The sequence below is a fragment of the Xenorhabdus sp. XBWT genome, assembly GCF_059072735.1.
Window position 1 is genome coordinate 1,061,407 of sequence record NZ_CM180990.1, and the last position, 26,602, is coordinate 1,088,008.

Below are 26,602 nucleotides of genomic sequence, written 5' to 3' on the forward strand. Positions count from 1 at the left end.
GCCGACCGCTTAACCTTTTACCCCGACCGGCACACGTCATATCAACCTTGTTATGGCACAATGAGACCGCACAAGTGCGCCGTGTCACCGTCTTCGCCCTCAAACAGCAGTTCATAGGCGAACGTCAGCCCACGGCGGTGCAGCAGCAGGTATTCCATTTCAACCAGCCGGGACAGGTGTACCTTCAGCTGGGTATCGCCCCATTGCACCGCATCCCGTAACTGCTTGCGGGTAAACATCATTTCATGGCGCGGCTGGCCGCTGTCCCTGACCCACGCCTGTATCAGCATCAACAGCCTGCGGGTCTGCGGCGGCATCTCGTCGAGCGTCCGGCCTAAAATCTCGTGGGCGAGCCGGTTTGCCAGCCGGATATCGTCTTGCGTCACTTCAATGTATTCAAGCGCCTGTCCGCGATGCTCAACCACCTTCACTGCCCGCTGATGCTGATGCAGCAGGGCAATGCTCTGAATCAGCGTGAGATACTTCATGTGGTCGCGGCGGGTGCGGGTTTTGTCTGACATAAAGGTCAGCTGGCTGGCATACGGATTGACCACATTCAGCGGTTTAAGCAACCGCTGGGCGTTCTGGTGCAGCGCGGTGAGATACTCCCGCTCGTTCTCAGCCAGCAGGCCTTCGAGGGTTTGCTTATGGCGCTGCACCGCATGGATGGCTTCGGTCTGTTCGCGGGATTCATTGACCGTCAGCACCAGACAGCGGTTGAGCAGCTCTTCATCCACATCAATGGCGGTCGTGGTCAGCATCAGCATCACCGGGCCTTTCACCGTGTAGCTTTTGGTCACCAGATTCCCCGTGGTTTCGTCCTTGCCCGTGCTCGCCATCGTCAGCTCGCCGTCACTCTGCAACAGCTTGAGCGCATAGGCCGCCTGCCGCACCCCTTCTTCTTCCGCTATCGCCAGTATCTTGTGTTGCAGGTTGGTTTCACCGAGGTAGAACAGGCTCTGCCCGGTCATGGCGCTGTACTGGATGCGTTCTTCTTCGGGAATGAGATTGAGCACGGCGTCCATTAATGAGGATTTTCCCGCAGCACTGCTGCTTTGGATCAGGACGGCTAACGGTTTGGGCAGTTTGCGGCTCACCGCCGCCAGATAGCCCGCCAACAGGTTGGTCGATTCACCGACCACGCCACAGGCGGCTAAGTCAGCCGTGATACGTTCAATCAGATTTTCAGCTTGCAGCAAGGCCAGTGCGGCCGCCCGTTCATCGGCACTCAGTTCGGGCGGCACGGTGTCGGGCATTTCGTTTTGTTGCTGCCACTGCTCGACCGCCAGTAATACCTGCCCCAGTGCACGGCGAATGTCGCCCTCCGCCCGCCCCAGTTCAGCGGCGGCCAGCCGCGCATACCCCTGACGGCTGCGGGCGCTCAGCAAGTCCAGACTGTCAACAAACATCACGCCGCTTTGAGTATCAACGACCTGCGCATTGAGTTTCAGGGCCACCGCCCCCGCCTTGACCGAACTTAATCCCCGCACACTCCAGCGCAGGCTGCCCAGCGAGATAAGCAGCTCCCCGGCAGCGCGGGTTTCCCATACCACACCGGGCACGGGCGGCGGCGCAGACGGCAGTGCAGCCACCTCAGCGGCTAAGGCAGAAAGCGGGACAGCAGCCAATGACAGGCTTTCAGTCACTTCTGCCACGTCAACCTCGCGGGCCGCCTGCATCGGCACGGCGCCTTCAATCAATAATGAGAAAGCGGTTTCCGGTTCGGCCAGCTGGCACAGATAACTGTTCGCATCCCGCTCCGGCGGGAACACCACACGCAGCGGGGTGATGCCTTTGGCCACCAGTGCGGCGGCCAGTTTCACCGCCGCGTCATTGCCGGCGGGGTCATTGTCGAAGGCAATCAGGATCTGCCTGATACCGTGCTGTTCAAAGGCCTGCCAGTGATCCGCGGTGACCCCGTTCACCCCATAGGCCGCCGTGACATTGCGATGACCGGACACCCAGAACGACATCGCATCAATGAGCGATTCGCACAGGATAAGCGATTTGGATGCCCCCAGCGCCGCGGCATTCCAGACCCCGCCATGCGCGCCCGGCAGGTAGAGATGGCGCGGCGTCCCTGCCCGCAGGCGGTCCGTGATTTTGCGGCCATACAGGGCCTGTACCTGCCCGTGACCATCCAGCACCGGCACAACCAGCGACCCGCGCAGATGTTCCCCCCCGTTTTCCCGCAGTACCCCGGCCGCCTGCAACCGGCGGCGGATCTCCGCCCCCGCTTTCAGCTTTTTCGGCGGCAGGCGGTACCCCAGCGTGCGGTTGGCAAAGCCCAGCCTGAACTGCGCGACTAATTCAGGGTGGTTGAGCCGCCGCTTCGCCAGATAGTCCTGCGCTTCCGGCGCATGGAGCAGGGTATGGTGATAGAACTCAACCACCCGTGCCAGCAGCGCCTGCCTGCCCGCCTCGTTCTCAGCCAGCACTTCCGGCTCGGTGGGGGCAACCAGCGGTGCAACGGCCGGACTGCCGCCCAGCTCCCCGCGCAGCCGCTCAACCGCATGGCGCAGGCTCAAGTTCTCGGTGTTCATCACCCAGTCCAGCACCGACCCGCCCGCATTGCAGCCAAAGCAGTGATAGAGGTTCTTCGCCGGGGTGATCACCATCGAGGGGGTTTTCTCCTGATGGAACGGGCACAGCACGGTCATGTCCTTGCCGCGCTTAAAGACCTGCCGCCCCTGCTGCTCGATAACGGCCACTAAGGAGACGGCGGATTTCAGGTGTTGTAACTCTGCGTCGGGAATGCGTGCCATATCATTATTCCTTTAAAAACCCGTCAAGATTCTTTACATGTATTATATTAGTACCTATAATGTAACTATTGTCAAGGGCGCATTACCGGAGGACTTACATTATGGATTCTGTTTTATCATGGAGTTCTGATATGAGTTTCTCTGCCCGTTTAATTCAACTACGAAAGCAAAAAGGATTAACCCAACAAGGGTTAGCTGATGCTGCCAACATTCATGTCCAGCAGGTTAAACGCTACGAGGCCGGAACTTCTGAACCTTCCGCAGAAGCCTTGCGCAAGTTAGCTAAAACGTTTTCTATTTCTGCTGACTGGTTACTTTTTGAAGAAGGGGAAAGGACACCTTCTAATGAGTTTCTTTTCTTGTTCGAAGCGATTAATGAGTTTCCTGATGAAGAAAAAAACGTCATTAAAGAGATGCTGGAAGGGATGGTTATTAAGTATCAGGCGCGTAAGTGGTTGAAGAGTTAAGGTAATAGAATGATTTAGCGCGATAACAACAGGCGGCTACCTGCTGCTATCGCTCACCATAAACAACTATCAAGGAGTTGAATGATGGCTAAGGCGCATTCTAAGCAAAACCGTGCAGTAAATAAAGCCGCAAAAACAGAACGTTATTACACTGTGGGATACGTCCCGCAAAATGATAAAAGCAATGCCCCGCCCGCAATCCACCTGAAAGGGCAGTGGCTTAAGGCGGCAGGCTTTGAGATTGGCGGCTCTGTTACGGTGAAGATCATGGACGGCTGTCTGGTGCTGATCCCTGACAGTGATGAGACGAACAGCTTTAAACAGCAATACCAGCGCCAGCGCGAGCAAATCAGTGAAATTAAGCTGAGAATGCGCGAGCTGATTGGGGATTATAAAAGCCGCTAAGGGCAGGGACTGAGCGGCTCTTAAAAAAGACAAAGCCGGAAGATCACGGGGATCTTTCCGGCTGTTTGAGGTTTATTCTCTACTCAAAAGTAATTCTTTCCACTTTTCAAGATAACCTTTGAACTCTTCAATAGTGGCGATCTTTAGGCTCTCTTCTGTGTACTCATTAAAGATCTCGACTCCATCTGGCTTGATAGTAACAGTATGGGCATTGCCTGTACCTTCCCATTGTGGTAATTCACCATTACTGACTTTGTTACATAATGAGATTAATTCATCGGTATAATCTATATCAGCTTGTACATCACCTATTAAAAAGTCAGCTAATACACGGCGTTCATCATCAATCTCTACAGTAGGATATCCATCTTCAGCGATTAAAAATTTCATTTTATCAGTTCCATTTGTTTTTTTAATATAATGGGTAAGCTGTATTGATCTTGCCTGAAGCATCCAGCCACCCTTCTATTTTCACACCACTTGGAGATACACCAGTCCATTTTCCATTTGATTCGACAGCACCATTTTGGAAAGCACCTTTAATTTCTGATGTGACTTGCTGAGGAGTCCAAGATTTAGGATAAAACGTCGATTTGGCTACCTTAGGCTGCCACTCATTTGTTTTGGCGTTAAATATTTCCACCCTACCGCGGTAAACTCCTTGAGCATTTGGAGGGTTTGTAATCTCAATAATTCGCGCCTTTCCATCGTGAAGGCCTTCATAATGGAAACCAACGGCTTTACCTTTTTTATTAATTTCTCCGTGGAAAACATGCTCGTCATTTATCGGAGGAACAGTTTTCTTGGGAGCTTGCTTAAGCAACTTATCACAGTCACCTCCCGCTAATCCAAGTGGGTCAATCCAGCTAGTGGGATTATGCACATACCCATACGGATTCACCCCGCCCAGCAACCCTATCGGATCCGGCGAGAGATACTGCCCCGTTTGCGGATGATAGTAACGAAAACGATTATAATATAATCCGCTCTCTTCATCCTCATATTGCCCGCAGAACCGCAGGTTACAGTTAACATGATAATCCGGGTTATTGGAGGCAATCACCTGCGATTTCTCCGCTTTCCCCCATGTTGTCAGCCGCTGCGCCCAGACCAGAACCCCTTCCTCGGACAACATTTCCCGCGGCGTACCCTGATGGTCACTGACAATATAGTGCAGCTTGCCTTTTTCAACGCGGGCTGACGGTGTTAATGCACCGGGTTCATATAACCAGCGGATACGCTGACCTTCCGCCGGCGTGCCATCGGCGTAAACCGGGGTTTCCTCAATCAGCTGGTCGCCGCTCCACAGATATTCCTGCCCGGTAATAGCCTCGGCTCTGGGCGCTAAATCCGGTTTCCCGGCCAGCCACAACTGTAAATTAGCCGCTGCCAGTTTACCATCGTGCACTTTCAGTTTACGGATCCGTCGCCCGAACGCATCGTAGCGATAATGCCAGCGTGAGCCGTCCGGGGTTTCACAGTGGGTCAGCTGGTTTTGCGTATCCCAGCGGTAACGCCAGATTTGCGGGCGGAACCCGTCCCGCTGTTCGGTTTTTTCGACCAACCGGCCGTTATCATCGTAAATATAGCGGACATGGCCCCGTTGTACGACCCGTCCGGCTTGCTGACGTTGGGCAATATGATCCACCGCGCCCCGTGCATCGGGCGGAATGCACGGGGCCGGGTGCAGTCATCCTTTTTTCAGGGATTTTATTCTTTTATATCATTCTGTTACAGAGCGTGTTTTACCGGTTCTGTTAACCCCGGCAACCCCACATCGCCGACGTGCACTTTCAGGATGTTTTCACCTTCGGCAACGGGCGAATGTCGTCCGGCTGGCCGGACGGCGGGCGGCCGTTCTGCGGGTGCGGGCGGCACAGAGCCTGCCAGCGGCGCCCCTGCGACGCTCTGGGGCACTGGAGTTTCGGATGGGGCACGGTTTTGCATGACCACGCGGTCCGGTTCAGGGAAGCCCCCTCAGGGGGCTGCACGGGGCGGCGATGGCGAGCACGGCAACGAGCAAGGAGCGAAGCGACTGCGAGCCGCGCGCAGACAATGCAGCAGGGTTGGGGCGGGGGAGGTTAATTAACGGAGGCCGCAGGCCGACCTGCCTTCAGGGTGATTGGCTGGACGCCGCAAGGCAGCTAAAGCAGAAGCCGGATGGGTTGAACGCAAGCCCGGTGTTCGGGTTAGGCGCGGTGTTGGCTGAGGACGGGCTCAGAAGATTAGAGCAGAAGGCGCAGCCTTGTGCACCACACCCTGCGATACTGATAAGCGGGGGCGCCAGACATAATGTTAATTATACGCATGAAGCCGCCAACAGTGGCTCACTTCAGCATCGGCGGTTAGCGGCGCCGTGCGTATAATTCCCCGCATTATGTTGAATAGGCTTTGGGCGGCGGGCACCGGCTTAACGGGGACACCCTGGTTCAGGCCGCCCATTGCCTATTTACCCCCGCGATCACCGACGCCGACGGGCAGTCCGGCCACGGTCTGCCCCCGCACCGCACCCGGCGAACTTAACCGGGATGATCGGGCTGTCCCGTGCGGTCGCCGTCACTGCCTTGCGCGGCCGTCTCCGCCTGTGCCGGGCCGCTTTCTGTCTTACCGTCACGCTCGGCCGGATGGGTCTGCTGGTGCACTTTCTTTAAGTGCCCGATAGCCACCTGCGTGTAAATTTGCGTGGTACTCAGTTGCTCGTGCCCCAGCATCGACTGGATATGCCGGATATCGGCCCCGTTATCCAGCATCGCCGTCGCCATGGAGTGCCGGAACACATGGCAGGCCCCCGGTTTATCCAGCCCCGCCCGTTCGCGGAGGGTGCGGCCCGCTATCTCGGTGAGCCGTGCCAGACTCAGGGGCTGCCCCTGTTGCGTGACAAACAGGTAACCGCTGTCATGCCGGCGCAGCAGCTGGGGGCGCACCGTCTGTTGGTAGCGTGCCAGCCAGTCCAGCGCCCGCTCACCGATGGGCACCACCCGGTCCTTGCGTCCCTTGCCCTGCCGGACAGCCAGCGTGCCGCGTTCCCGGTCAATATCACCGGGACGCAGGTGGCGCAGCTCACTGCGCCGGATACCCGTACTCCACAGCACTTCCAGCATCACCCGGTTGCGGAAGTCGGTCGGTGTGCCGCTGTCCAGGCTGCCCAGCACCTGCGCGACGTCATGTTCATTAAGGAGCTGCACGGGCAGGCGCTTTGCTGTCTGGGGCAGTATCAGGGCTTCCGCCGGATTGGCGAGAATATGATGGCGGTTCAATAACCAGATAAACCAGCGTTTCAGGCTGCCCAGCCGCTGGATTTGCCCGTTGTGGCTGTAAGGCTGGCCATCCGCCCGGTGGCCGGTACGCAGGTCACGTTGCCAGCTTTCCAGCAACGCCAGCGAGACCTGCGGGGCATGGGTCACGCCCCGCTGTTCGCACCAGTCAATAAACGGCCGCAACTGGCCGCGGGTATTGCTGAGGGTGCGCAGGGTGTATCCCCGCGCCCGCAGCGTATCCAGATAACCGGCCAGATGCTGGCGTAAGGTATCCGGGGGGCACATCTCATGAGTTTTCATGGCGGTTTTCCTGTGTGAGTCGTCAGTACGAGGATGATTTTTTGTTGTGTGAGCGGAACCCTGTTTTTTCACGGAACCCGACCGCGTTTCCGTCACGCCTTGCTGTCTCTGCCCTTGCGATGATTTCATGCACCCGACCGCCTGCCGACCCGAGGCCGACCAACAGCCGACCGCTTAACCTTTTACCCCGACCGGCACACGTCATATCAACCTTGTTATGAGACCTGCGGGGCATGGGTCACGCCCCGCTGTTCGCACCAGTCAATAAACGGCCGCAACTGGCCGCGGGTATTGCTGAGGGTGCGCAGGGTGTATCCCCGCGCCCGCAGCGTATCCAGATAACCGGCCAGATGCTGGCGTAAGGTATCCGGGGGGCACATCTCATGAGTTTTCATGGCGGTTTTCCTGTGTGAGTCGTCAGTACGAGGATGATTTTTTGTTGTGTGAGCGGAACCCTGTTTTTTCACGGAACCCGACCGCGTTTCCGTCACGCCTTGCTGTCTCTGCCCTTGCGATGATTTCATGCACCCGACCGCCTGCCGACCCGAGGCCGACCAACAGCCGACCGCTTAACCTTTTACCCCGACCGGCACACGTCATATCAACCTTGTTATGAGACCTGCGGGGCATGGGTCACGCCCCGCTGTTCGCACCAGTCAATAAACGGCCGCAACTGGCCGCGGGTATTGCTGAGGGTGCGCAGGGTGTATCCCCGCGCCCGCAGCGTATCCAGATAACCGGCCAGATGCTGGCGTAAGGTATCCGGGGGGCACATCTCATGAGTTTTCATGGCGGTTTTCCTGTGTGAGTCGTCAGTACGAGGATGATTTTTTGTTGTGTGAGCGGAACCCTGTTTTTTCACGGAACCCGACCGCGTTTCCGTCACGCCTTGCTGTCTCTGCCCTTGCGATGATTTCATGCACCCGACCGCCTGCCGACCCGAGGCCGACCAACAGCCGACCGCTTAACCTTTTACCCCGACCGGCACACGTCATATCAACCTTGTTATGGCACAATGAGACCGCACAAGTGCGCCGTGTCACCGTCTTCGCCCTCAAACAGCAGTTCATAGGCGAACGTCAGCCCACGGCGGTGCAGCAGCAGGTATTCCATTTCAACCAGCCGGGACAGGTGTACCTTCAGCTGGGTATCGCCCCATTGCACCGCATCCCGTAACTGCTTGCGGGTAAACATCATTTCATGGCGCGGCTGGCCGCTGTCCCTGACCCACGCCTGTATCAGCATCAACAGCCTGCGGGTCTGCGGCGGCATCTCGTCGAGCGTCCGGCCTAAAATCTCGTGGGCGAGCCGGTTTGCCAGCCGGATATCGTCTTGCGTCACTTCAATGTATTCAAGCGCCTGTCCGCGATGCTCAACCACCTTCACTGCCCGCTGATGCTGATGCAGCAGGGCAATGCTCTGAATCAGCGTGAGATACTTCATGTGGTCGCGGCGGGTGCGGGTTTTGTCTGACATAAAGGTCAGCTGGCTGGCATACGGATTGACCACATTCAGCGGTTTAAGCAACCGCTGGGCGTTCTGGTGCAGCGCGGTGAGATACTCCCGCTCGTTCTCAGCCAGCAGGCCTTCGAGGGTTTGCTTATGGCGCTGCACCGCATGGATGGCTTCGGTCTGTTCGCGGGATTCATTGACCGTCAGCACCAGACAGCGGTTGAGCAGCTCTTCATCCACATCAATGGCGGTCGTGGTCAGCATCAGCATCACCGGGCCTTTCACCGTGTAGCTTTTGGTCACCAGATTCCCCGTGGTTTCGTCCTTGCCCGTGCTCGCCATCGTCAGCTCGCCGTCACTCTGCAACAGCTTGAGCGCATAGGCCGCCTGCCGCACCCCTTCTTCTTCCGCTATCGCCAGTATCTTGTGTTGCAGGTTGGTTTCACCGAGGTAGAACAGGCTCTGCCCGGTCATGGCGCTGTACTGGATGCGTTCTTCTTCGGGAATGAGATTGAGCACGGCGTCCATTAATGAGGATTTTCCCGCAGCACTGCTGCTTTGGATCAGGACGGCTAACGGTTTGGGCAGTTTGCGGCTCACCGCCGCCAGATAGCCCGCCAACAGGTTGGTCGATTCACCGACCACGCCACAGGCGGCTAAGTCAGCCGTGATACGTTCAATCAGATTTTCAGCTTGCAGCAAGGCCAGTGCGGCCGCCCGTTCATCGGCACTCAGTTCGGGCGGCACGGTGTCGGGCATTTCGTTTTGTTGCTGCCACTGCTCGACCGCCAGTAATACCTGCCCCAGTGCACGGCGAATGTCGCCCTCCGCCCGCCCCAGTTCAGCGGCGGCCAGCCGCGCATACCCCTGACGGCTGCGGGCGCTCAGCAAGTCCAGACTGTCAACAAACATCACGCCGCTTTGAGTATCAACGACCTGCGCATTGAGTTTCAGGGCCACCGCCCCCGCCTTGACCGAACTTAATCCCCGCACACTCCAGCGCAGGCTGCCCAGCGAGATAAGCAGCTCCCCGGCAGCGCGGGTTTCCCATACCACACCGGGCACGGGCGGCGGCGCAGACGGCAGTGCAGCCACCTCAGCGGCTAAGGCAGAAAGCGGGACAGCAGCCAATGACAGGCTTTCAGTCACTTCTGCCACGTCAACCTCGCGGGCCGCCTGCATCGGCACGGCGCCTTCAATCAATAATGAGAAAGCGGTTTCCGGTTCGGCCAGCTGGCACAGATAACTGTTCGCATCCCGCTCCGGCGGGAACACCACACGCAGCGGGGTGATGCCTTTGGCCACCAGTGCGGCGGCCAGTTTCACCGCCGCGTCATTGCCGGCGGGGTCATTGTCGAAGGCAATCAGGATCTGCCTGATACCGTGCTGTTCAAAGGCCTGCCAGTGATCCGCGGTGACCCCGTTCACCCCATAGGCCGCCGTGACATTGCGATGACCGGACACCCAGAACGACATCGCATCAATGAGCGATTCGCACAGGATAAGCGATTTGGATGCCCCCAGCGCCGCGGCATTCCAGACCCCGCCATGCGCGCCCGGCAGGTAGAGATGGCGCGGCGTCCCTGCCCGCAGGCGGTCCGTGATTTTGCGGCCATACAGGGCCTGTACCTGCCCGTGACCATCCAGCACCGGCACAACCAGCGACCCGCGCAGATGTTCCCCCCCGTTTTCCCGCAGTACCCCGGCCGCCTGCAACCGGCGGCGGATCTCCGCCCCCGCTTTCAGCTTTTTCGGCGGCAGGCGGTACCCCAGCGTGCGGTTGGCAAAGCCCAGCCTGAACTGCGCGACTAATTCAGGGTGGTTGAGCCGCCGCTTCGCCAGATAGTCCTGCGCTTCCGGCGCATGGAGCAGGGTATGGTGATAGAACTCAACCACCCGTGCCAGCAGCGCCTGCCTGCCCGCCTCGTTCTCAGCCAGCACTTCCGGCTCGGTGGGGGCAACCAGCGGTGCAACGGCCGGACTGCCGCCCAGCTCCCCGCGCAGCCGCTCAACCGCATGGCGCAGGCTCAAGTTCTCGGTGTTCATCACCCAGTCCAGCACCGACCCGCCCGCATTGCAGCCAAAGCAGTGATAGAGGTTCTTCGCCGGGGTGATCACCATCGAGGGGGTTTTCTCCTGATGGAACGGGCACAGCACGGTCATGTCCTTGCCGCGCTTAAAGACCTGCCGCCCCTGCTGCTCGATAACGGCCACTAAGGAGACGGCGGATTTCAGGTGTTGTAACTCTGCGTCGGGAATGCGTGCCATATCATTATTCCTTTAAAAACCCGTCAAGATTCTTTACATGTATTATATTAGTACCTATAATGTAACTATTGTCAAGGGCGCATTACCGGAGGACTTACATTATGGATTCTGTTTTATCATGGAGTTCTGATATGAGTTTCTCTGCCCGTTTAATTCAACTACGAAAGCAAAAAGGATTAACCCAACAAGGGTTAGCTGATGCTGCCAACATTCATGTCCAGCAGGTTAAACGCTACGAGGCCGGAACTTCTGAACCTTCCGCAGAAGCCTTGCGCAAGTTAGCTAAAACGTTTTCTATTTCTGCTGACTGGTTACTTTTTGAAGAAGGGGAAAGGACACCTTCTAATGAGTTTCTTTTCTTGTTCGAAGCGATTAATGAGTTTCCTGATGAAGAAAAAAACGTCATTAAAGAGATGCTGGAAGGGATGGTTATTAAGTATCAGGCGCGTAAGTGGTTGAAGAGTTAAGGTAATAGAATGATTTAGCGCGATAACAACAGGCGGCTACCTGCTGCTATCGCTCACCATAAACAACTATCAAGGAGTTGAATGATGGCTAAGGCGCATTCTAAGCAAAACCGTGCAGTAAATAAAGCCGCAAAAACAGAACGTTATTACACTGTGGGATACGTCCCGCAAAATGATAAAAGCAATGCCCCGCCCGCAATCCACCTGAAAGGGCAGTGGCTTAAGGCGGCAGGCTTTGAGATTGGCGGCTCTGTTACGGTGAAGATCATGGACGGCTGTCTGGTGCTGATCCCTGACAGTGATGAGACGAACAGCTTTAAACAGCAATACCAGCGCCAGCGCGAGCAAATCAGTGAAATTAAGCTGCGGATGCGGGAACTGATTGATGATTACAAAAGCCGCTAAGGGCAGGGACTGAGCCGCTCTTAAAAAAGAAGAAAACCGGAAGATCACGTGGATCTTTCCGGTTAATTTCAAACATTTTTGATCACCAGATTAAAATAATATTTTATACCTGATCTCTATCAAAATAAGCTTTAGATATAAATGATTCAAAATCACTATTTTTATTTAATTTGCCAGCCTCTAATGCTGGAGATATATTGTTAGAAAAAATAAACATATATCTTGACGCTATTCTCGCAGCATCAAACCTGTTGTTTGCCACTTTCCCTTCATAATAAACTTCTTCATTCTTTTTCTTTCCAAGAAAGATAGAGAGTTCAACGTCATAAAAACAAGAATAATTACCTTCATAGTCACTAGAATTAAATAATCTACTATGTATAGATACTACCCCTCTTATTTCATTATTCGTAGATAATGGATAATCAGTCCTAGCAATAAAGATATCATTACGAAAGAAAGCGTCTTCTACTAAAAAACGTTCCTCCTCGCAAGATATATCATTTAAAACACTAGGAGGCACATCATACATGTTGTTTTTCATAGCAAACCAGCCTGACGGAATATGAAAACATTCTAACGGCCTATATTTCTGGAATATATTAATCATCACTTAACCTTTTTCATATAACCATGGTAATCCTGAGCAGAAATAGGATGCCCATGAAATTCATTTGTACTTTTTGTTACTTCAACTCGCATATATTGAGTTGATTTACCATTGTTATATCCAATATTTCTACCAGAATCATAAATATAATAATCTGAGCCACCTGTTTGAGGAGAATGTGTACCTCTTTGCAAAGCTTCTTTTTCTATTTTGTTTCTAAATTTAGTTACCTGATCACTTGTTGTTTTCCCACGTCCAATACTCTCATCCCAATATTGGGCTGGCCCCCCTCTGCTAGAAAGTCCCATTGCCTCTTCTTGAGTTCTCGCACGTGTATGTTTGACATATTCCGCTGAACTAGAAGTATGCCTTCTCATACGGTCTTCTTTTGCCAGTCTGCTTTCTTTCTCTAACGCATTCTCGAATTTATCGCAGTCTTTACCCGCCAACCCAAACGGATCGACCCAACCCGTCGGATTATGCACATACCCGTACGGATTAAATCCCCCCAATAACCCAATTGGGTCTGCCGAAATGTACTGCGCCGTCTCCGGCGAGTAATAACGAAAACGATTATAATATAATCCGCTCTCTTCATCCTCATATTGCCCGCAGAACCGCAGGTTACAGTTAACATGATAATCCGGGTTATTGGAGGCGATAACCTGCGATTTCTCCGCTTTCCCCCATGTTGTCAGCCGCTGCGCCCAGACCAGAACCCCTTCCTCGGACAACATCTCGCGCACGGTACCCTGATGGTCACTGACAATATAGTGCAGCTTGCCTTTTTCAACGCGGGCTGACGGTGTTAATGCACCGGGTTCATATAACCAGCGGATACGTTGACCTTCCGCCGGCGTGCCATCGGCGTAAACCGGCGTTTCCTCAATCAGCTGATCGCCGCTCCACAGGTAATCCTGCCCCATGATGGCATCGGCTCTGGGTGCTAAATCCGGTTTCCCGGCCAGCCACAACTGTAAATTAGCTGATGCCAGTTTACCATCGTGCACTTTCAGTTTACGGATCCGTCGCCCGAACGCATCGTAGCGATAATGCCAGCGTGAACCGTCCGGGGTTTCACAGTGGGTCAGCTGGTTTTGCGTATCCCAGCGGTAACGCCAGATTTGCGGGCGGAACCCGTCCCGCTGTTCGGTTTTTTCGACCAACCGGCCGTTATCATCGTAAATATAGCGGACATGGCCCCGTTGTACGACCCGTCCGGCTTGCTGACGTTGGGCAATATGATCCACCGCGCCCCGTGCATCGGGCGGCATGACCCGCGACGGTGGCGGGGCTTTGCTGTTTTCCATGGAAATGGCAGCGCAACAAATTGCCGAGCGAATGGTAGCGAATTCGGCTGCGATGCCGGTGTCTAAACTCAGAAACTGTGAACTGTATGACGAAGACTGGGGGCGCATTGGCAATGCACTCGGTTCACTCATTGATCGGGATATTCATGTGCTGGATGCCAGTGATCTGAGTATCGAACAAATTTGCGCCATCAGTGAAACCCATAAACGTCGCCACCCGAACTTAAAGGGCATTTTCGTAGACTACCTTGGGTTGATTAGAAAACCCCGGGCTGACCGTCACGACTTAGCCGTGGCAGAAATATCGAAGGCACTGAAAGGATTGGCGAAACGGCTGCATACCCCGGTCACGGCCTTGAGCCAGCTCTCAAGGGAAGTGGATAAGCGCCCTTTGTATCAGCGTCGCCCGGTGGCGGCTGACTTACGTGATTCCGGCTCGCTGGAGCAGGATGCGGATCGCATTCTCTTTACTTACCGGGATGGGGTGTATAACCCACTCAGCCCCGCCAGCCAGTACGCGGAAATTATTCTGGCGAAGAACCGTCACGGACAAACCGGAACGGTTTATCAGGCGTTCAGGCACGGTCATTACCTGCCGACCGATCAGATATCGGCTGCTGAAATTTGCCGGATGCAACGACAAACCAAACAAAAAGAACGCCGCTATGCTGACAGGGCACTTTAATCACAGGGGAATGTACGAATGCGTGATATTCAATTAGTCATGGAACGCTGGGGCGCATGGGTGGCTGATAATCGCGACGGGGTTTACTGGTCCTCCATTGCGGCAGGTTTCAAAGGATTAATCCCGAACAGAGTGAAGTCTCGGGTACAATGTTGTGATGATGATGCTATGGTTATCTCAAGTTGCATGGCAAAACTGAATCAGCAGTCTAGTGATGCCCATGACCTGCTGTTTGATTATTACGTCTTTGGTAAAACGTTTATGCAATTGGCCCATGATCACCACTGTTCTGATACGCATATCGGAAAACGGTTACAAAAGGCCGAAGGCGTGATTGAAGGGATGTTAATGATGCTGGATATCCCACTGGACATGGATAAAGATATCCCGTTAGCACAACACCTATTATGTAGCGATTTTTAAAAATAAATCTTTACGATCGTAAAAGCGCTGCTATTGTGATAAACGTGATGACAAAGTCACCAGGCTTATTAATATCAGACAGCTTAAACCTTGCCCCATGCAAGGTTTTTTTACGCCTGAAATAAACATAAGACTTGCTGTTGTCATGGGTCAGAGTTACATGTGTGTTTATGCACAAAAACTCACCAAAAGGTTACATTTATCATGCTAAAACATGAAGATATGACAACATCTGCTGCCTGCGTTTTAGAAACTATTCCCCCGCATGATTGGGTCTCGGTTTCCGACGTTTCTACCCTGACGGGGCTACCTGAACCCCGTTGCCAATTACTGTTAACACAATTTCGTCTGGCAGGTTTAATGGAAAGCCGGGACAATGACACGTTTTTCAAACGTTCTCCCTGATAGAGCTATTTCCCGGTACGTGAAAGTGCAGGCCAGTTAACGCTGGCTTTTTATGTTGTGGCTTTCCTGAAAGCCGCCAGCGTCGAGAGGAGAAAAGCGAATGGATTTACGCCCTGTCACCTTAGTCAACGATGACTCGCTGAAATTTATCAAAACCCTGCCGGATAACTGCATTGACTTAATCGCCACTGACCCGCCGTACTTTCGCGTGAAAGACTGTAGTTGGGATAACCAGTGGGCAGATGTCACGGCGTACCTTGCGTGGCTGGATGAGCTGCTTGCTGAGTTTTGGCGGGTACTGAAACCGAATGGCAGCCTGTATATGTTTTGTGGTTCGCGTTTGGCTTCTGATACGGAACTGCTGGTACGGGAACGGTTTAACGTGCTAAACCATATTATCTGGGCAAAACCTTCCGGTCCGTGGCGTAGGCAGAATAAAGAAAGCCTGCGCATGTATTTCCCTGCAACGGAACGCATCATTTTTGCCGAACATTATCAGGGACCTTATCACCCGAAAGGTGATGGCTATTTCAAACAATGTCAGGACCTGAAACAGTCAGTATTTAAATCGCTGGTCGATTATTTTCGTGATGCCCGAAAAACGTTAGGTGTCACGGCAAAAGACATTCACGCCGCCACTGGGAAGCAGATGGCCAGTCACTGGTTCAGCGACAGTCAGTGGCAGTTACCCAATGAAACTGATTACCAAAAGTTGCAGGTGCTGTTTGACCGTATCGCCAAAGAAAAGCACCAGCGTGGTGAACTGAGCACCCCGTATTCTGAGCTGGTGGATTCTCATTTAACCCTGTCGCGTCAGTATGATGAATTACGGCAGGAATATGGTTTGATGCGCCGTTCGTTCTCGGTGACAGCTGCCGTGCCTTATACTGATGTCTGGCATTTTGCTCCCGTGCAATATTATCCGGGCAAACATCCGTGCGAAAAACCGGCTGACCTGATGGCGCATATTATCCAGTCCAGCAGCCGGGAAGGGGATCTGGTGGCGGATTTCTTTATGGGTTCCGGGGCGACGTTAAAAGCGGCGTTGAAACTCAATCGCCGTGTGTTGGGTGTAGAGCTGGAAGAGGCACGGTTTAAGCAGGCTGAACAGGAGATCAGCGATCAGTTGTCAACTTAACGTTTACAACTCAACTCACCGGAATGACCAGATAGTTGAAGTAGTTCGGCAATACCGAACCACTTAATCATTACAGATGCGCAAATATCGGCCTGATTTCGGGGCGCTGTTGTTGAGAAGCCTGCCACAACTCATACTGGGACTGCATACTTGTCCACATTTCGGCACTGGTTCCCAATGCGGCTTCTAAACGAAGTGCCATATCTGCGGATATGCCTGCGCTGCCATTTAAAATACGGGATAAAGCCACACGGGTTACGCCCAGCGCTTTTGCAGCTTCTGTAACAGAAATGTCGCCTAAATATTCGCGTAAGACAATGCCGGGATGTGCGGGATTATACATTCTGCTCATTGTGTTATTCCTCAGTGATAATCTTGATAATTAACCAAAATGGCATCTTCGCCTTCAAAGCGAAATGTCAGCCGCCAGTTCCCGTTGACAGAAACAGCCCAGTGGCCTTTTAAATCAGCGCCTTTTAACGGGTGTAATTCCCAGCCGGGCGCGTTCATGTCATCGGGTTTTCTAGCGGTGTTTAACGCGGTTAATTGAATATTCAGTTTTACAGCATGGTTGGCCTGAATGCCTGCTGTAGAGCCTGTTTTAAAGAATTTTTCTAATCCTTTATGTTTAAAACTCTTAATCATTGTGCGCCACCGTATACTGTATAGTATCAGTATACGAAAAGTATGTGCAGTGTCAACCGACTTTGCCACCGCAATCACTCTCATCACATTCGTATACACGCACAGGGGCTAACATTACTCACCCTACAGACACCCATTGCTTTAACAGGGGAAATATGAAAATGAAAGAAAATCCTGATATATGGGTACACCTTGGTAACTGGCTTGTTTCAATAAAAGAGCAAGGCGTTGGGTCAGTACTCGCCGGGACAATGGCCTTTCTTCGCGGCCGTTATACCGGTGGAGGTTGGTTAAAGGTGTCAATTGATGCCTTTATGTGTGCCATGTTCGCGTGGTTTATTCGTGATGTCTTAAATCTGTTTGGTTTGAATCCTGATTTAGCCTATATCGGTAGTGTAATGATGGGTTATTTGGGGACGGACTTTATCGGTCAATTGTTACGTAAGGCCGCAGAGAAAAAAACGGGAGCATCTTCTGATGGAAATCAGCGATAAAGGGCTTGAGTGCATCAAACAATATGAAGGCCTGAAACTGAAAGCCTATCCCGATCCCGCAACCGGTGGTATTCCGTGGACAATTGGTTATGGCCATACCAAAGGAGTTAAAAAAGGTGATGGGATTACAGAACCACAGGCTGAAGCATTCTTACAGGATGATCTGCAACCTATTTACACCACATTAAGACAATGGGTTAAAGTCCCTTTGAATCAAGGCCAGTTCGATGCCTTGTGCTCGTTTATCTTCAATTGTGGCAGCGGTAACTTTTTGGGTTCCACGCTATTGAAGAAGCTCAATCAAGGTGACTACACCGGCGCAGCGGCAGAGTTTTCCCGATGGAATAAAGTAGTAGGCAGGGTTATACGTGGACTGGATAATCGCAGGGCATCTGAACGCCAGATGTTTTTATCATGAAGCTCAATGTCACCAAGGGTACGGTTATTGCGTTGATGATTGCCTCAGCCGCCGCCTTCCTATACCGCTCTGGATATAAGAAACAGCTTGGCATCAATAACGACCAGATAACAGAGATCCAGCAACTGACCGATACCATTAATTATCAGAATACGCATATTGAAATGCTGCATGAATTGGATACCAAACACATTCAGGATCTCGCCAATGCTAAGACTGAAATCGATATTCTTCGGGCTGATGTTGCCGCTGGTCGTCGCAAGTTGCGCATCAAAGCCAGTTGTTCCGTGCCTGAAACCACTACCTCCGGCAGCTTGGGTAATGCAGGAGACACACGACTTACAGAAGCAGCTAGACAAGACTATTTCCGTCTCAGAGAAATGATTGCTGAGAATGAATGGAAAACGAAGTATTTGCAGGATTACATTAGAACTGAGTGTTTGTACTAATGTCTATTCCACCATATCAAAATGCGGATATTGAATTCACGGGTGTGTTTCCAATTCCTACCGTGCAACTGAACAGACACTCCGGTATTTAGGGAGGATTACCATGCCATCTTCAAAGACGAGATAGAAATTCAGATAAGGCTTTGTTATGAACAACTGAAGCAGTTGAATATGTTGAAAGCGGAAATATGATAAGCAATGTAATGAACTTCAGGAAATTATTAAGTATTCTGTTCATGATGATTTAACATTGAGGAATAAAATGGGTTCATGGATGCAAGCGATAAATGTAATTTCTGGTGGAGTTATCACTCTAATCACTGTTTATTTCACTAATAAATGGAATACAGAGCGGTTTGATAAACAAATTCAACATGAAAGAGAAAAAGAAAATAAGAAGTTTTTAATTGAAAAAGGCGAAAAACTCTTTGTTCTACTTTGTTCTTTAGCCGATTGGGGAAGCAAAATATTAGACTGTGATTTTAAAGGTACAGTACCAACTAAGCATGAGTTTGATTACATAGAACTTGAACTTATAGTTAAAGCATATTTTCCTGAGTTTGAAGAGGATGTTGGTAATTTATTAGAATTTCTTCCAGGAAGGGATAATAAAAGATCACCAAATGCATTTGATAATTTTCTAGATGCTTCTGGTGTCTTGAAAGAAAAAATACTCTTTAAATTAAATGAACTAGCGAAATAACAACCACCTTCGGGTGGTTTTTTGCTATATGGAGACCAGAGCATGCCTCCCCGCATCCCCAGAGCTTGTCGAAAACAAGGTTGTCCCAAAACCACCACGGATCGCTCTGGCTACTGCACTGATCACCAGCACATGGGTTGGCAACACCACCAGCAGGGAAAGAGCCGGCATGAACGCGGCTATGGCAGTCAATGGGATAAGTTGAAAGTTCGTGTCAAACAACGGGATAACCATCTGTGCCAGCATTGCTTACGGCAGGGACGAGCGGTCACAGGTACGACGGTAGATCACATCACACCCAAAGCCCATGGCGGCACCGATGCGTTAAGTAATTTACAGCTACTGTGTGAAACGTGCCATAAACAAAAGACCGCCACGGAACGATTATGCTGAAGGCTGAGTGAATAATCATTTTCAGCGTAATCATTTCGAATTCCATCGTTACAAAGGGAGGGGCGGGTCAAATCCCTGCCACTCTCGCCCCAAGGGACCGCCACCTTGGGTCTTTTTTTATCCCCGCGAAAAATGAAATTTAAATCGGGTGCTTTTCACTCATCTTTCACTGTTTTTAAGCCCGGGAGGTGCTGCGTATGGCGGGAACGACGGGTAAGTCAGGTCGTCGCCCTAAACCGACGGCACGAAAGGAACTGGCGGGCAATCCGGGGAAGCGCAAACTGAATCGGGAGGAACCGAGCTTTACACCATTGACGAGTGTTTCACCCCCAGATTGGTTTGCCGACAGTGACATGTCGCTGGCCGTGGTGATGTGGGAGCTGACCAGTCAAGAGTTATGTGCCCAAGGGTTACTCTGCGTCACGGATCTTGCGGTACTTGAACGCTGGTGTGTGGCTTACCAGTTCTGGCGCAATGCCGTGATAAATATCGCCCGGCAGGGTAATACGGTAACCGGCGCAACCGGCGGGCCGATTAAAAACCCGGAGCTGACCGCCAAAAAAGAGCAACAATCTGAAATGGATACCACCGGCGCCATGTTGGGCTTAGATCCGAGCAGCCGACAGCGCCTAATTGGGGCGGCAGGTCAGGCCAAAACGGACAATCCGTTTATAAGGATGATTTCATCATGAGCCGTAAATCCTATCCGAATGTCAATGCGGCGAACCAGTATGCCCGTGATGTCGTGCGCGGCAAAATTGAAGTCGGTCGCTATGTCAGGGAAGCCAGTCAGCGGCATCTGGATAATATGCATCAGGAAAAGAGCAGCCAGTTCAAATATCGGTTCGATAAAGAATTGGCAGAACGTGCCGCGAAATTTATCCAGCTACTGCCACATACCAAAGGTGAATGGGCATTTAAGCGGATGCCGATCACGCTGGAGCCGTGGCAACTGTTTATTGTCTGTTCGGTCTTTGGCTGGGTGCATAAAGGCAGCCGATTACGTCGCTTTCGGGAGGTGTATACCGAAATTCCCCGTAAAAATGGCAAGTCCGCGATTTCAGCGGGTGTGGCGCTGTATTGTTTTACCTGTGATGACGAATTCGGCGCGGAAGTCTATTCCGGGGCCACGACCGAGAAACAAGCGTGGGAAGTGTTCCGACCTGCGCGATTGATGTGCAAGCGCACCCCGATGCTGATTGAGGCGTTCGGGATTGAAGTGAATGCCGCTAACATGAACCGCCCGGCGGATGGGGCACGTTTTGAGCCGCTGATTGGCAATCCCGGTGACGGGCAGTCCCCCAGTTGCGCCATTGTCGATGAATACCATGAACATGATACCGACGACCTGTACACCACCATGTTGACAGGGATGGGGGCACGGCGTCAGCCGCTGATGTGGGCTATCACCACCGCAGGCTATAACATTGAAGGTCCCTGTTATGACAAGCGGCGCGAAGTATTGGAAATGCTGTCCGGCAATGTGCCCAACGAGGAGCTGTTCGGGGTAATTTATACCGTGGATGACGGTGATGACTGGACTTCACCGGCGGTGTTACGCAAAGCCAATCCCAATATGGGGGTATCGGTTTATGCTGACTTTTTGCTGAGTCAGCAACAACGCGCTCTGAATAACCCGCGTTTAGCCAGTGTCTTTAAAACCAAACACCTGAATATCTGGGTGTCTGCGCGGGAGGCTTACTTCAATATGGTGAATTGGAAACAGTGCGAAGATACTTCACTGACGCTGGAACAATTCGAGGGTCAGCCTTGTTTTCTAGCTTTTGATCTTGCCCGCAAGCTGGATATGAACAGTATGGCGCGGCTTTTTTCGCGTGAAATTAACGGCAAACGTCATTTTTACAGTATCGCCCCACGTTTCTGGGTGCCGTATGACACCGTCTACAGCGTGGAGCAGAATGAGAACCGCCGCAGTGCCGAACGTTTTCAGAAATGGGTGGAAATGGATTTGCTGACCGTCACGGAAGGTGCCGAAGTGGATTACCGCTATATCCTTGAAGAAGCCAAACTCGCCTGTCATCTGAATCCGGTCAATGAAGCCCCGATTGATCCCTTTGGGGCAACTGGCTTATCTCATTCCCTGGCGGATGAGGGAATTAATCCCATCATCATTACTCAGAACTTCACGCATATGAGCGATCCGATGAAAGAGTTAGAGGCAGCTATCCAATCTGGGCGTTTCCATCATGACGGCCATCCGATTATGTCTTGGTGTATCAGCAATGTCGTCGGGAAAACGATGGGTGGCAATGATGACATTGTGCGCCCCATCAAAGAGCATAAAGACAGCAAAATTGATGGTGCGGTTGCGCTGATTATGGCAATGGGGCGGGCTATTTTGCACGAAGAACCCAGTCTTTCAGATCATTTGCTTTCCTACGGTGTTCGCTCACTCTAAGGTCTTTTCATGAAAATATTCATTGTGGCTGCCCTGTTAATCGGGCTGGCGGGCGGCGCTTTGCTGTCTTACGGTGCATGGCTGCTGTTACCGGCCGCCGGATTTATGGTGCTGGGTGTGTTGTGCCTCGGCTGGTCGTATCTGGTCTCACGCATGTTGAGCCAGAAACCCGATAAGGAGGTTTGATGTTTTTTCCCGGATTATTTCGTAAATCCGCCGAACCTTTGACCTCCCGTGATTTAAGTGAACTGATTGGCCTGTCTTATGACACCTACAGCGGACGGCGGGTCAGTCCGCAGTTAGCCATGCAGCTCACCGCTGTATTCAGTTGCGTACGGGTACTGGCGGAATCGGTTGGCATGCTGCCCTGTTCTCTGTATGAGCAATTAGAACGAGGCAACCGACACGCTGTTAAAGAGCGGTTGCATAAGCTGTTGTCGGTCAAACCCAATAATTACATGACTCCGCAGGAATTCTGGGAGTTGCTGATTGCCTGCCTGTGCCTGCGGGGCAACTTCTACGCTTACAAAGTCAAAGCACTGGGGGAAGTGGTGGAATTACTGCCACTCGATCCGGGTGCCGTCGTTCCCAAACTGAACCGTGACTGGCAGCCAGAATATCAGGTGACCTTCCCGAGCGGAGAAAGTCGGACACTAACACAGGATGAACTCTGGCATGTGCGCATCTTCACGTTGGATGGCCTGACAGGATTAAGCCCCATCACCTACGCTCGGCAAGCGATCGGGCTGGGGCTGGCCACTGAAGAACATGGATCACGGCTGTTTGGTAACGGCGCAGTCACCAGTGGCGTACTGCAAACAGATCAAGCACTGAAAGATGAAGCATATAAACGGTTGAAGGCGGATTTTGAGGCCCGTCATCAGGGGCTGGTCAACGCCCATAAGCCGATGATCCTGGAAATGGGATTGAAATGGCATCAAATCAGCCTGTCTGCTGAAGATGCGCAGTTTCTGGAAACCCGCAAGTTTCAGCTTGAGGAAATCTGCCGCATCTTCCGGGTGCCACTGCATATGGTGCAGAACACTGACCGCGCCACTTTTAACAATATCGAAAATTTGGGGATCGGGTTTATCAATTATTCCCTCGTGCCGTACCTCACCCGGATTGAACAGCGCATCAATGCCGGATTGGTCAAAAACAGTAAACAGGGGCAGTTTTATGCCAAATTCAACACGGGTGCTTTGTTGCGTGGGGATATGAAGTCCCGTTTTGAAGCCTACGCTACTGGCATCAACTGGGGCATTTACGCGCCGAACGAATGCCGGGAGCTGGAAGAACTCAACCCCCGCGAGGGCGGTGATATTTATCTCACACCGATGAATATGACCACTACTCCAGAAAACACCAACCCAACACAGACGGAGGATAAACCTCATGCCGGTGATGACCAAACAACGGCTTGATATGCCTTTGAACATTAAATCTGTCAGTGATTCCGGCGAGTTTGAAGGGTATGGCTCGGTATTCGGGCTGAAAGACAGCACCGACGATATCGTTTTACCCGGCGCGTTTGCCAATACGCTGAAACAATGGGGAGAAAAAGGCAGCTTACCTGCCTTGCTCTGGCAGCACCGAATGGATGAGCCTATCGGTATCTATACCGAAATGAAAGAAGACGAGACAGGTCTTTATCTCAAAGGGCGGTTGCTGATTGAGGATGATCCGCTGGCAAGACGGGCACACGCCCATATGAAAGCCGGTTCACTCTCCGGACTGTCTATCGGCTATGTGCTGAAAGACGGAGAGTATGACCGGACAAAATCGGCTTTTTTACTGAAAGACCTCGATTTGTGGGAAGTGAGTCTGGTGACCTTTCCTGCCAACGATGATGCCCGGGTGAGCAACGTAAAATCGGCTTTTGCCCGGGGCGATATTCCCAATCCCAGTCATATTGAACGCGTCCTGCGCGACGTTGGACTCTCCCGCTCTCAGGCCAAGGCCTTTATGGCTGAGGGCTACGGGGCCTTGTCTTTGCATGACGCGGAGACAACCTCGGCATTAAGTGCACTGAAATCATTACATTTTAACTAACCGGAGTTTTTTATGGCTATTGAAGTCAAAGACATACAACAGGTCGCGCAGGAAATTCAGCAGCGTTTCGACGAGTTCCGGCAGAAGAACGACCAGCGCATTGAGGCGATAGAGGCGGAAAAAGGCAAATTAGCCGGACAGGTGGAAACCTTGAACGGCAAACTCAGCGAGCTGGATACCCTGAAATCAGCGCTGGAAGAAGAGCTTGCTGGGCTGAAACGCCCGGTTGGTGGTGGCAATATCCCGGCTGTCAGCGAACACAAAGCGGCGTTTGCCCAGTTTATCCGCAAAGGTCGAGAAGACGGACTGGCAGAACTGGAGCAAAAAGCGATGCAGACCACGACCGATCCTGAAGGGGGTTATGCCGTGCCGGAAGAGCTGGATCGCAATATCATCAGCGCCCTGAAAGAGGAAGTGGTGATGCGCACGGAGTGTAACGTGGTGTCGGTTGGCAATCCCAGTTTTAAGCGGTTGATCAATCAGGGCGGCACCAATAGCGGCTGGGTCGGCGAAACTGATGAACGGCCGGAAACTAAAACACCAAAGCTGGCACCCATCGAACCCATCTGGGGTGAAATCTACGGTAATCCGGCCGCCACCCAGACCATGCTGGATGATGCCTTTTTCGATGTGGAAGCCTTTATCTCGTCTGAGCTGACACAGGAATTTGCCGAACAGGAGGAAAACGCCTTTACCCATGGTGACGGCAAAAATAAACCGAAAGGCTTGCTGGCCTATGGCAGTGATGTGCAGGAAGACAAGGATCGCAAATGGGGGTCATTGCAGCACCTATTGCTGAAGAAGCCGACCGAGGTCACGGCAGACGAAATTCTGAAACTGATCTACACCCTGCGCAAGCCGTACCGCAACGGGGCGAAATTCATGATGAACAACAAAATGCTATTTCAGGTACGCACCTTGAAAGACAGTCAGGGCAACTACCTGTGGCAGCCGGGCCTGCAACTGGGGCAGCCCTCTGCGCTGCTGGGCTACGGTATCGCGGAAAACGAACAGTTTGCCGATTTGAGCGCAGGTGCCGTGCCAGTGGTGTTCGGTAACTTCAAACGCTGCTATACCATTCTGGATCGGCTGGGCGTTCGTATGCTGCGTGATCCGTACACCCACAAACCGTTTATCCACTTCTACACCACCAAACGGGTCGGTTCCCTGCTAGTGGACAGCAACGCCGTGAAACTGCTGAAAGTGGCAGAAGATAAGGCGTAGTCACCTTATTATCAGGAGATGACATGTTTTTTCCCTCGATTGACTTGCTCCGGCAGCAATGTCGTATCGACAGTGATAATAATACCGAAGATGATTTATTAGACATTTATACTCGCGCGGCCATTAAACGGGCCGAAAGTTATCTCAACCGCCACCTGTATGAGAACGCGGTGCCGAAGGATGATCCGGACGGCCTGTTAGCGACCGACGATGTGAAACTAGCAATTATGCTGACAGTTGGCTACTGGTATGAAAATCGGGAAGCACAGACTTTACCCACCGGATTCAAGGCATTGCTGGAACCCTACCGTTTTATTCCGTTATAGGAGAATGCCAATGAAAGCTGGCTTACTTCGCTATCGTATTAAACTGTTTCGCCCTATAAAAAACCGTGATGATCTTGGTGCTGAAATCATTGGGCGGGAATATGTCACTGAAACATGGGCACGGGCGGAAGTCATGTCCAACCGTAAAATCCGCACTGCTGATCAGCAACACGTGATCGAAGTGCAACAATTTACGGTCAGGCCAAGAAAGGACGTTGAACCCAACTGGCTGGTTGAACATCAAGGCCGGCTGTTTACCGTTCGCACTGTAGACCGCAACCGCGCCGACCGTGCCGTTATCACCACGGAGGCAGATGTGCGCCATGATAGAACCTGAACTTCAAGCCGATTTAGTACGATTAACTGGGCTGCCTGTCTACCCGTTGATACTGCCGTCCAGCGTGTTAGAGGGTGTTACCTACCAACGTATCAGTGACGCGAAATTCAATTCTGGACTGGCGGCCACACAACTCATCAAGGCGCGCTTTCAAATCAGCCTCATCCTGCATGACTATAAAAAAGCACTTAAGCTGGAGGCTAAAATCCGTTCAACATGGGAGTCGGTGCAACACGGGTTTATCGGTCACTATCCGGTGCAGACCGTGACGCGCGGTGCACTGTATCAGGACTCGGAAGAGCTGACGGAAAATCGCAAGCGCTACCGTATCACACGGGACTTTATCATTATTTATGCGGAGAACTCGGCATGATCACCGCACAAACGACCGGATGGGCGGAACTGGGGCGTAAATTGCAGGCACTAGACAGTGATCTCCAGACCCAAATCCTGCGCAAAGCCGGGAAAGCCGCAATGGAAATCGTCAAAAAAGATATGGAAATTCATGCCGGATATGACAAGAAAAGTGAGGGTTCCCATATGCGGGACAATATCAACATTCGATCCACAAAAGCCAAGAAATACAAGGGCGGGATGATGATCACCGTTGGCCCGACCAAACCCCATCGTATGAAAGCGCTCGCACAGGAAATGGGCACCATCAAACAGGTACCAAATCCCTTTATCCGTCCGGCGCTGGATTACAACAAAACGGCAGTCGTTAAGGTGCTCGCGCAGGAAATTCGCGATGCCTTATCGGGTTACAGTCAATAGGAGAACACACG

General features: G+C 52.2%; 33 protein-coding genes and 3 pseudogenes. 24 read left to right on the forward strand and 12 right to left on the reverse strand.

Annotation, left to right across the window (positions count from 1 at the left end; genetic code table 11):
- Positions 1-50 precede the first annotated feature (50 nt).
- Positions 51-2,765, reverse strand: a complete 2,715-nt coding sequence (locus tag AC5JQI_RS04740; protein WP_493913900.1) for a CHC2 zinc finger domain-containing protein — start codon at positions 2,763-2,765, stop codon at positions 51-53.
- 131 nt (positions 2,766-2,896) lie between these two features.
- Between AC5JQI_RS04740 and AC5JQI_RS04745 the strand changes: the two genes are divergently transcribed.
- Complete coding sequence (locus AC5JQI_RS04745) at positions 2,897-3,232, forward strand: helix-turn-helix domain-containing protein (RefSeq protein WP_493914612.1); 336 nt, start codon at positions 2,897-2,899, stop codon at positions 3,230-3,232.
- A gap of 84 nt (positions 3,233-3,316) precedes the next feature.
- Positions 3,317-3,637, forward strand: a complete 321-nt coding sequence (locus tag AC5JQI_RS04750; protein ID WP_493914613.1) for a SymE family type I addiction module toxin — start codon at positions 3,317-3,319, stop codon at positions 3,635-3,637.
- A 72-nt stretch (positions 3,638-3,709) separates the two neighbouring features.
- On the opposite strand, the gene AC5JQI_RS04755 is transcribed toward AC5JQI_RS04750, so the two are convergent.
- From AC5JQI_RS04755 to AC5JQI_RS04765, 3 genes and pseudogenes are all read right to left on the reverse strand, one after another.
- Positions 3,710-4,090, reverse strand: a complete 381-nt coding sequence (locus AC5JQI_RS04755) for a hypothetical protein (RefSeq protein WP_493913901.1) — start codon at positions 4,088-4,090, stop codon at positions 3,710-3,712.
- Positions 4,050-4,460 (reverse strand): EndoU domain-containing protein, encoded by a 411-nt coding sequence (locus tag AC5JQI_RS04760; protein WP_493914614.1) that lies wholly within the window; start codon positions 4,458-4,460, stop codon positions 4,050-4,052. The genes AC5JQI_RS04755 and AC5JQI_RS04760 overlap by 41 nt, the downstream gene beginning before the upstream one ends.
- 18 nt (positions 4,461-4,478) lie before the next feature.
- Positions 4,479-5,270 (reverse strand): annotated as a pseudogene (locus tag AC5JQI_RS04765) (RHS repeat domain-containing protein); the annotation flags it as partial.
- 37 nt (positions 5,271-5,307) lie between these two features.
- Here AC5JQI_RS04765 and AC5JQI_RS04770 point away from each other — a divergent pair.
- A complete protein-coding gene (locus AC5JQI_RS04770) occupies positions 5,308-5,586 on the forward strand; it encodes a hypothetical protein (RefSeq protein ID WP_493913819.1) in 279 nt (92 codons plus the stop codon).
- 570 nt (positions 5,587-6,156) lie between these two features.
- Here AC5JQI_RS04770 and xerC read toward each other — a convergent pair.
- From xerC to AC5JQI_RS04790, 4 genes are all read right to left on the reverse strand, one after another.
- Entirely contained in the window at positions 6,157-7,323 is a 1,167-nt protein-coding gene (gene xerC / locus AC5JQI_RS04775; RefSeq protein WP_493913824.1) for a site-specific tyrosine recombinase XerC, read from the reverse strand.
- A gap of 86 nt (positions 7,324-7,409) precedes the next feature.
- Entirely contained in the window at positions 7,410-7,718 is a 309-nt protein-coding gene (locus tag AC5JQI_RS04780; protein ID WP_493913899.1) for a hypothetical protein, read from the reverse strand.
- Between the two features lie 86 nt (positions 7,719-7,804).
- Positions 7,805-8,113, reverse strand: a complete 309-nt coding sequence (locus AC5JQI_RS04785; RefSeq protein ID WP_493913899.1) for a hypothetical protein — start codon at positions 8,111-8,113, stop codon at positions 7,805-7,807.
- An 86-nt stretch (positions 8,114-8,199) separates the two neighbouring features.
- Entirely contained in the window at positions 8,200-10,914 is a 2,715-nt protein-coding gene (locus tag AC5JQI_RS04790) for a CHC2 zinc finger domain-containing protein (RefSeq protein ID WP_493913900.1), read from the reverse strand.
- A 131-nt stretch (positions 10,915-11,045) separates the two neighbouring features.
- Here AC5JQI_RS04790 and AC5JQI_RS04795 point away from each other — a divergent pair, with 131 nt between their 5' ends.
- Complete coding sequence (locus tag AC5JQI_RS04795) at positions 11,046-11,381, forward strand: helix-turn-helix domain-containing protein (protein WP_493914612.1); 336 nt, start codon at positions 11,046-11,048, stop codon at positions 11,379-11,381.
- Between the two features lie 84 nt (positions 11,382-11,465).
- Entirely contained in the window at positions 11,466-11,786 is a 321-nt protein-coding gene (locus tag AC5JQI_RS04800; RefSeq protein WP_493914615.1) for a SymE family type I addiction module toxin, read from the forward strand.
- A gap of 103 nt (positions 11,787-11,889) precedes the next feature.
- Here AC5JQI_RS04800 and AC5JQI_RS04805 read toward each other — a convergent pair whose 3' ends face one another.
- Together AC5JQI_RS04805 and AC5JQI_RS04810 are read right to left on the reverse strand one after the other, a co-directional pair.
- Entirely contained in the window at positions 11,890-12,330 is a 441-nt protein-coding gene (locus AC5JQI_RS04805) for a hypothetical protein (RefSeq protein ID WP_493913902.1), read from the reverse strand.
- 509 nt (positions 12,331-12,839) lie between these two features.
- Positions 12,840-13,631 (reverse strand): annotated as a pseudogene (locus AC5JQI_RS04810) (RHS repeat domain-containing protein); the annotation flags it as partial.
- Positions 13,632-13,665: 34 nt separating this feature from the next.
- Here AC5JQI_RS04810 and AC5JQI_RS04815 point away from each other — a divergent pair.
- The 4 genes and pseudogenes from AC5JQI_RS04815 to AC5JQI_RS04830 form a co-directional block, all read left to right on the forward strand.
- Positions 13,666-14,391, forward strand: a pseudogene (locus AC5JQI_RS04815) (DnaB-like helicase C-terminal domain-containing protein); the annotation flags it as partial.
- Between the two features lie 18 nt (positions 14,392-14,409).
- The gene (locus AC5JQI_RS04820; RefSeq protein WP_275373914.1) at positions 14,410-14,814 is read left to right on the forward strand and encodes an antiterminator Q family protein; all 405 of its coding nucleotides are present in this window, start codon (positions 14,410-14,412) and stop codon (positions 14,812-14,814) included.
- A gap of 204 nt (positions 14,815-15,018) precedes the next feature.
- Positions 15,019-15,219, forward strand: coding sequence for a hypothetical protein (locus AC5JQI_RS04825; RefSeq protein WP_493913903.1), 201 nt, complete (start codon positions 15,019-15,021; stop codon positions 15,217-15,219).
- Positions 15,220-15,319: 100 nt separating this feature from the next.
- Positions 15,320-16,357: a DNA-methyltransferase gene (locus AC5JQI_RS04830; RefSeq protein ID WP_493913904.1), complete on the forward strand. Its 1,038-nt coding sequence runs from the start codon at positions 15,320-15,322 to the stop codon at positions 16,355-16,357.
- A gap of 70 nt (positions 16,358-16,427) precedes the next feature.
- On the opposite strand, the gene AC5JQI_RS04835 is transcribed toward AC5JQI_RS04830, so the two are convergent.
- Together AC5JQI_RS04835 and AC5JQI_RS04840 are read right to left on the reverse strand one after the other, a co-directional pair.
- The gene (locus tag AC5JQI_RS04835) at positions 16,428-16,709 is read right to left on the reverse strand and encodes a HigA family addiction module antitoxin (RefSeq protein ID WP_275385197.1); all 282 of its coding nucleotides are present in this window, start codon (positions 16,707-16,709) and stop codon (positions 16,428-16,430) included.
- Positions 16,710-16,720: 11 nt separating this feature from the next.
- Positions 16,721-17,002 (reverse strand): type II toxin-antitoxin system RelE/ParE family toxin, encoded by a 282-nt coding sequence (locus AC5JQI_RS04840; RefSeq protein ID WP_493907979.1) that lies wholly within the window; start codon positions 17,000-17,002, stop codon positions 16,721-16,723.
- 161 nt (positions 17,003-17,163) lie between these two features.
- Between AC5JQI_RS04840 and AC5JQI_RS04845 the strand changes: the two genes are divergently transcribed.
- The 15 genes from AC5JQI_RS04845 to AC5JQI_RS04915 all read left to right on the forward strand — a co-directional run bounded on the left by AC5JQI_RS04845 (position 17,164) and on the right by AC5JQI_RS04915 (position 26,591).
- The gene (locus AC5JQI_RS04845) at positions 17,164-17,496 is read left to right on the forward strand and encodes a phage holin, lambda family (protein WP_493914616.1); all 333 of its coding nucleotides are present in this window, start codon (positions 17,164-17,166) and stop codon (positions 17,494-17,496) included.
- On the forward strand, positions 17,480-17,914 hold the full coding sequence (locus AC5JQI_RS04850; RefSeq protein ID WP_493913905.1) for a lysozyme: 435 nt from the start codon (positions 17,480-17,482) through the stop codon (positions 17,912-17,914). The genes AC5JQI_RS04845 and AC5JQI_RS04850 overlap by 17 nt, the downstream gene beginning before the upstream one ends.
- Positions 17,911-18,363 (forward strand): lysis protein, encoded by a 453-nt coding sequence (locus AC5JQI_RS04855; RefSeq protein ID WP_493913906.1) that lies wholly within the window; start codon positions 17,911-17,913, stop codon positions 18,361-18,363. Before AC5JQI_RS04850 ends, AC5JQI_RS04855 begins: the two co-directional genes overlap by 4 nt.
- Positions 18,364-18,625: 262 nt before the next feature.
- A complete protein-coding gene (locus AC5JQI_RS04860) occupies positions 18,626-19,066 on the forward strand; it encodes a hypothetical protein (protein ID WP_493913907.1) in 441 nt (146 codons plus the stop codon).
- A gap of 42 nt (positions 19,067-19,108) precedes the next feature.
- Positions 19,109-19,459: an HNH endonuclease gene (locus AC5JQI_RS04865; protein WP_493913908.1), complete on the forward strand. Its 351-nt coding sequence runs from the start codon at positions 19,109-19,111 to the stop codon at positions 19,457-19,459.
- Between the two features lie 197 nt (positions 19,460-19,656).
- Entirely contained in the window at positions 19,657-20,151 is a 495-nt protein-coding gene (locus AC5JQI_RS04870) for a phage terminase small subunit P27 family (RefSeq protein WP_038255952.1), read from the forward strand.
- Positions 20,148-21,878: a terminase large subunit gene (locus AC5JQI_RS04875; RefSeq protein WP_493913909.1), complete on the forward strand. Its 1,731-nt coding sequence runs from the start codon at positions 20,148-20,150 to the stop codon at positions 21,876-21,878. Before AC5JQI_RS04870 ends, AC5JQI_RS04875 begins: the two co-directional genes overlap by 4 nt.
- A 9-nt stretch (positions 21,879-21,887) precedes the next feature.
- Complete coding sequence (locus AC5JQI_RS04880) at positions 21,888-22,064, forward strand: hypothetical protein (protein ID WP_275362077.1); 177 nt, start codon at positions 21,888-21,890, stop codon at positions 22,062-22,064.
- Positions 22,064-23,302: a phage portal protein gene (locus AC5JQI_RS04885; RefSeq protein WP_493913910.1), complete on the forward strand. Its 1,239-nt coding sequence runs from the start codon at positions 22,064-22,066 to the stop codon at positions 23,300-23,302. The genes AC5JQI_RS04880 and AC5JQI_RS04885 overlap by 1 nt, the downstream gene beginning before the upstream one ends.
- Entirely contained in the window at positions 23,280-23,930 is a 651-nt protein-coding gene (locus AC5JQI_RS04890) for an HK97 family phage prohead protease (RefSeq protein WP_275362100.1), read from the forward strand. The genes AC5JQI_RS04885 and AC5JQI_RS04890 overlap by 23 nt, the downstream gene beginning before the upstream one ends.
- Positions 23,931-23,942: 12 nt before the next feature.
- Complete coding sequence (locus AC5JQI_RS04895) at positions 23,943-25,154, forward strand: phage major capsid protein (protein ID WP_275362079.1); 1,212 nt, start codon at positions 23,943-23,945, stop codon at positions 25,152-25,154.
- 23 nt (positions 25,155-25,177) lie between these two features.
- The gene (locus tag AC5JQI_RS04900; RefSeq protein ID WP_275362080.1) at positions 25,178-25,480 is read left to right on the forward strand and encodes a head-tail connector protein; all 303 of its coding nucleotides are present in this window, start codon (positions 25,178-25,180) and stop codon (positions 25,478-25,480) included.
- 10 nt (positions 25,481-25,490) lie between these two features.
- Positions 25,491-25,817, forward strand: coding sequence for a phage head closure protein (locus AC5JQI_RS04905; RefSeq protein WP_275362081.1), 327 nt, complete (start codon positions 25,491-25,493; stop codon positions 25,815-25,817).
- Positions 25,804-26,190, forward strand: a complete 387-nt coding sequence (locus AC5JQI_RS04910) for a hypothetical protein (protein ID WP_275362082.1) — start codon at positions 25,804-25,806, stop codon at positions 26,188-26,190. Before AC5JQI_RS04905 ends, AC5JQI_RS04910 begins: the two co-directional genes overlap by 14 nt.
- Entirely contained in the window at positions 26,187-26,591 is a 405-nt protein-coding gene (locus AC5JQI_RS04915) for an HK97-gp10 family putative phage morphogenesis protein (protein ID WP_275362083.1), read from the forward strand. The genes AC5JQI_RS04910 and AC5JQI_RS04915 overlap by 4 nt, the downstream gene beginning before the upstream one ends.
- Positions 26,592-26,602: the final 11 nt, after the last annotated feature.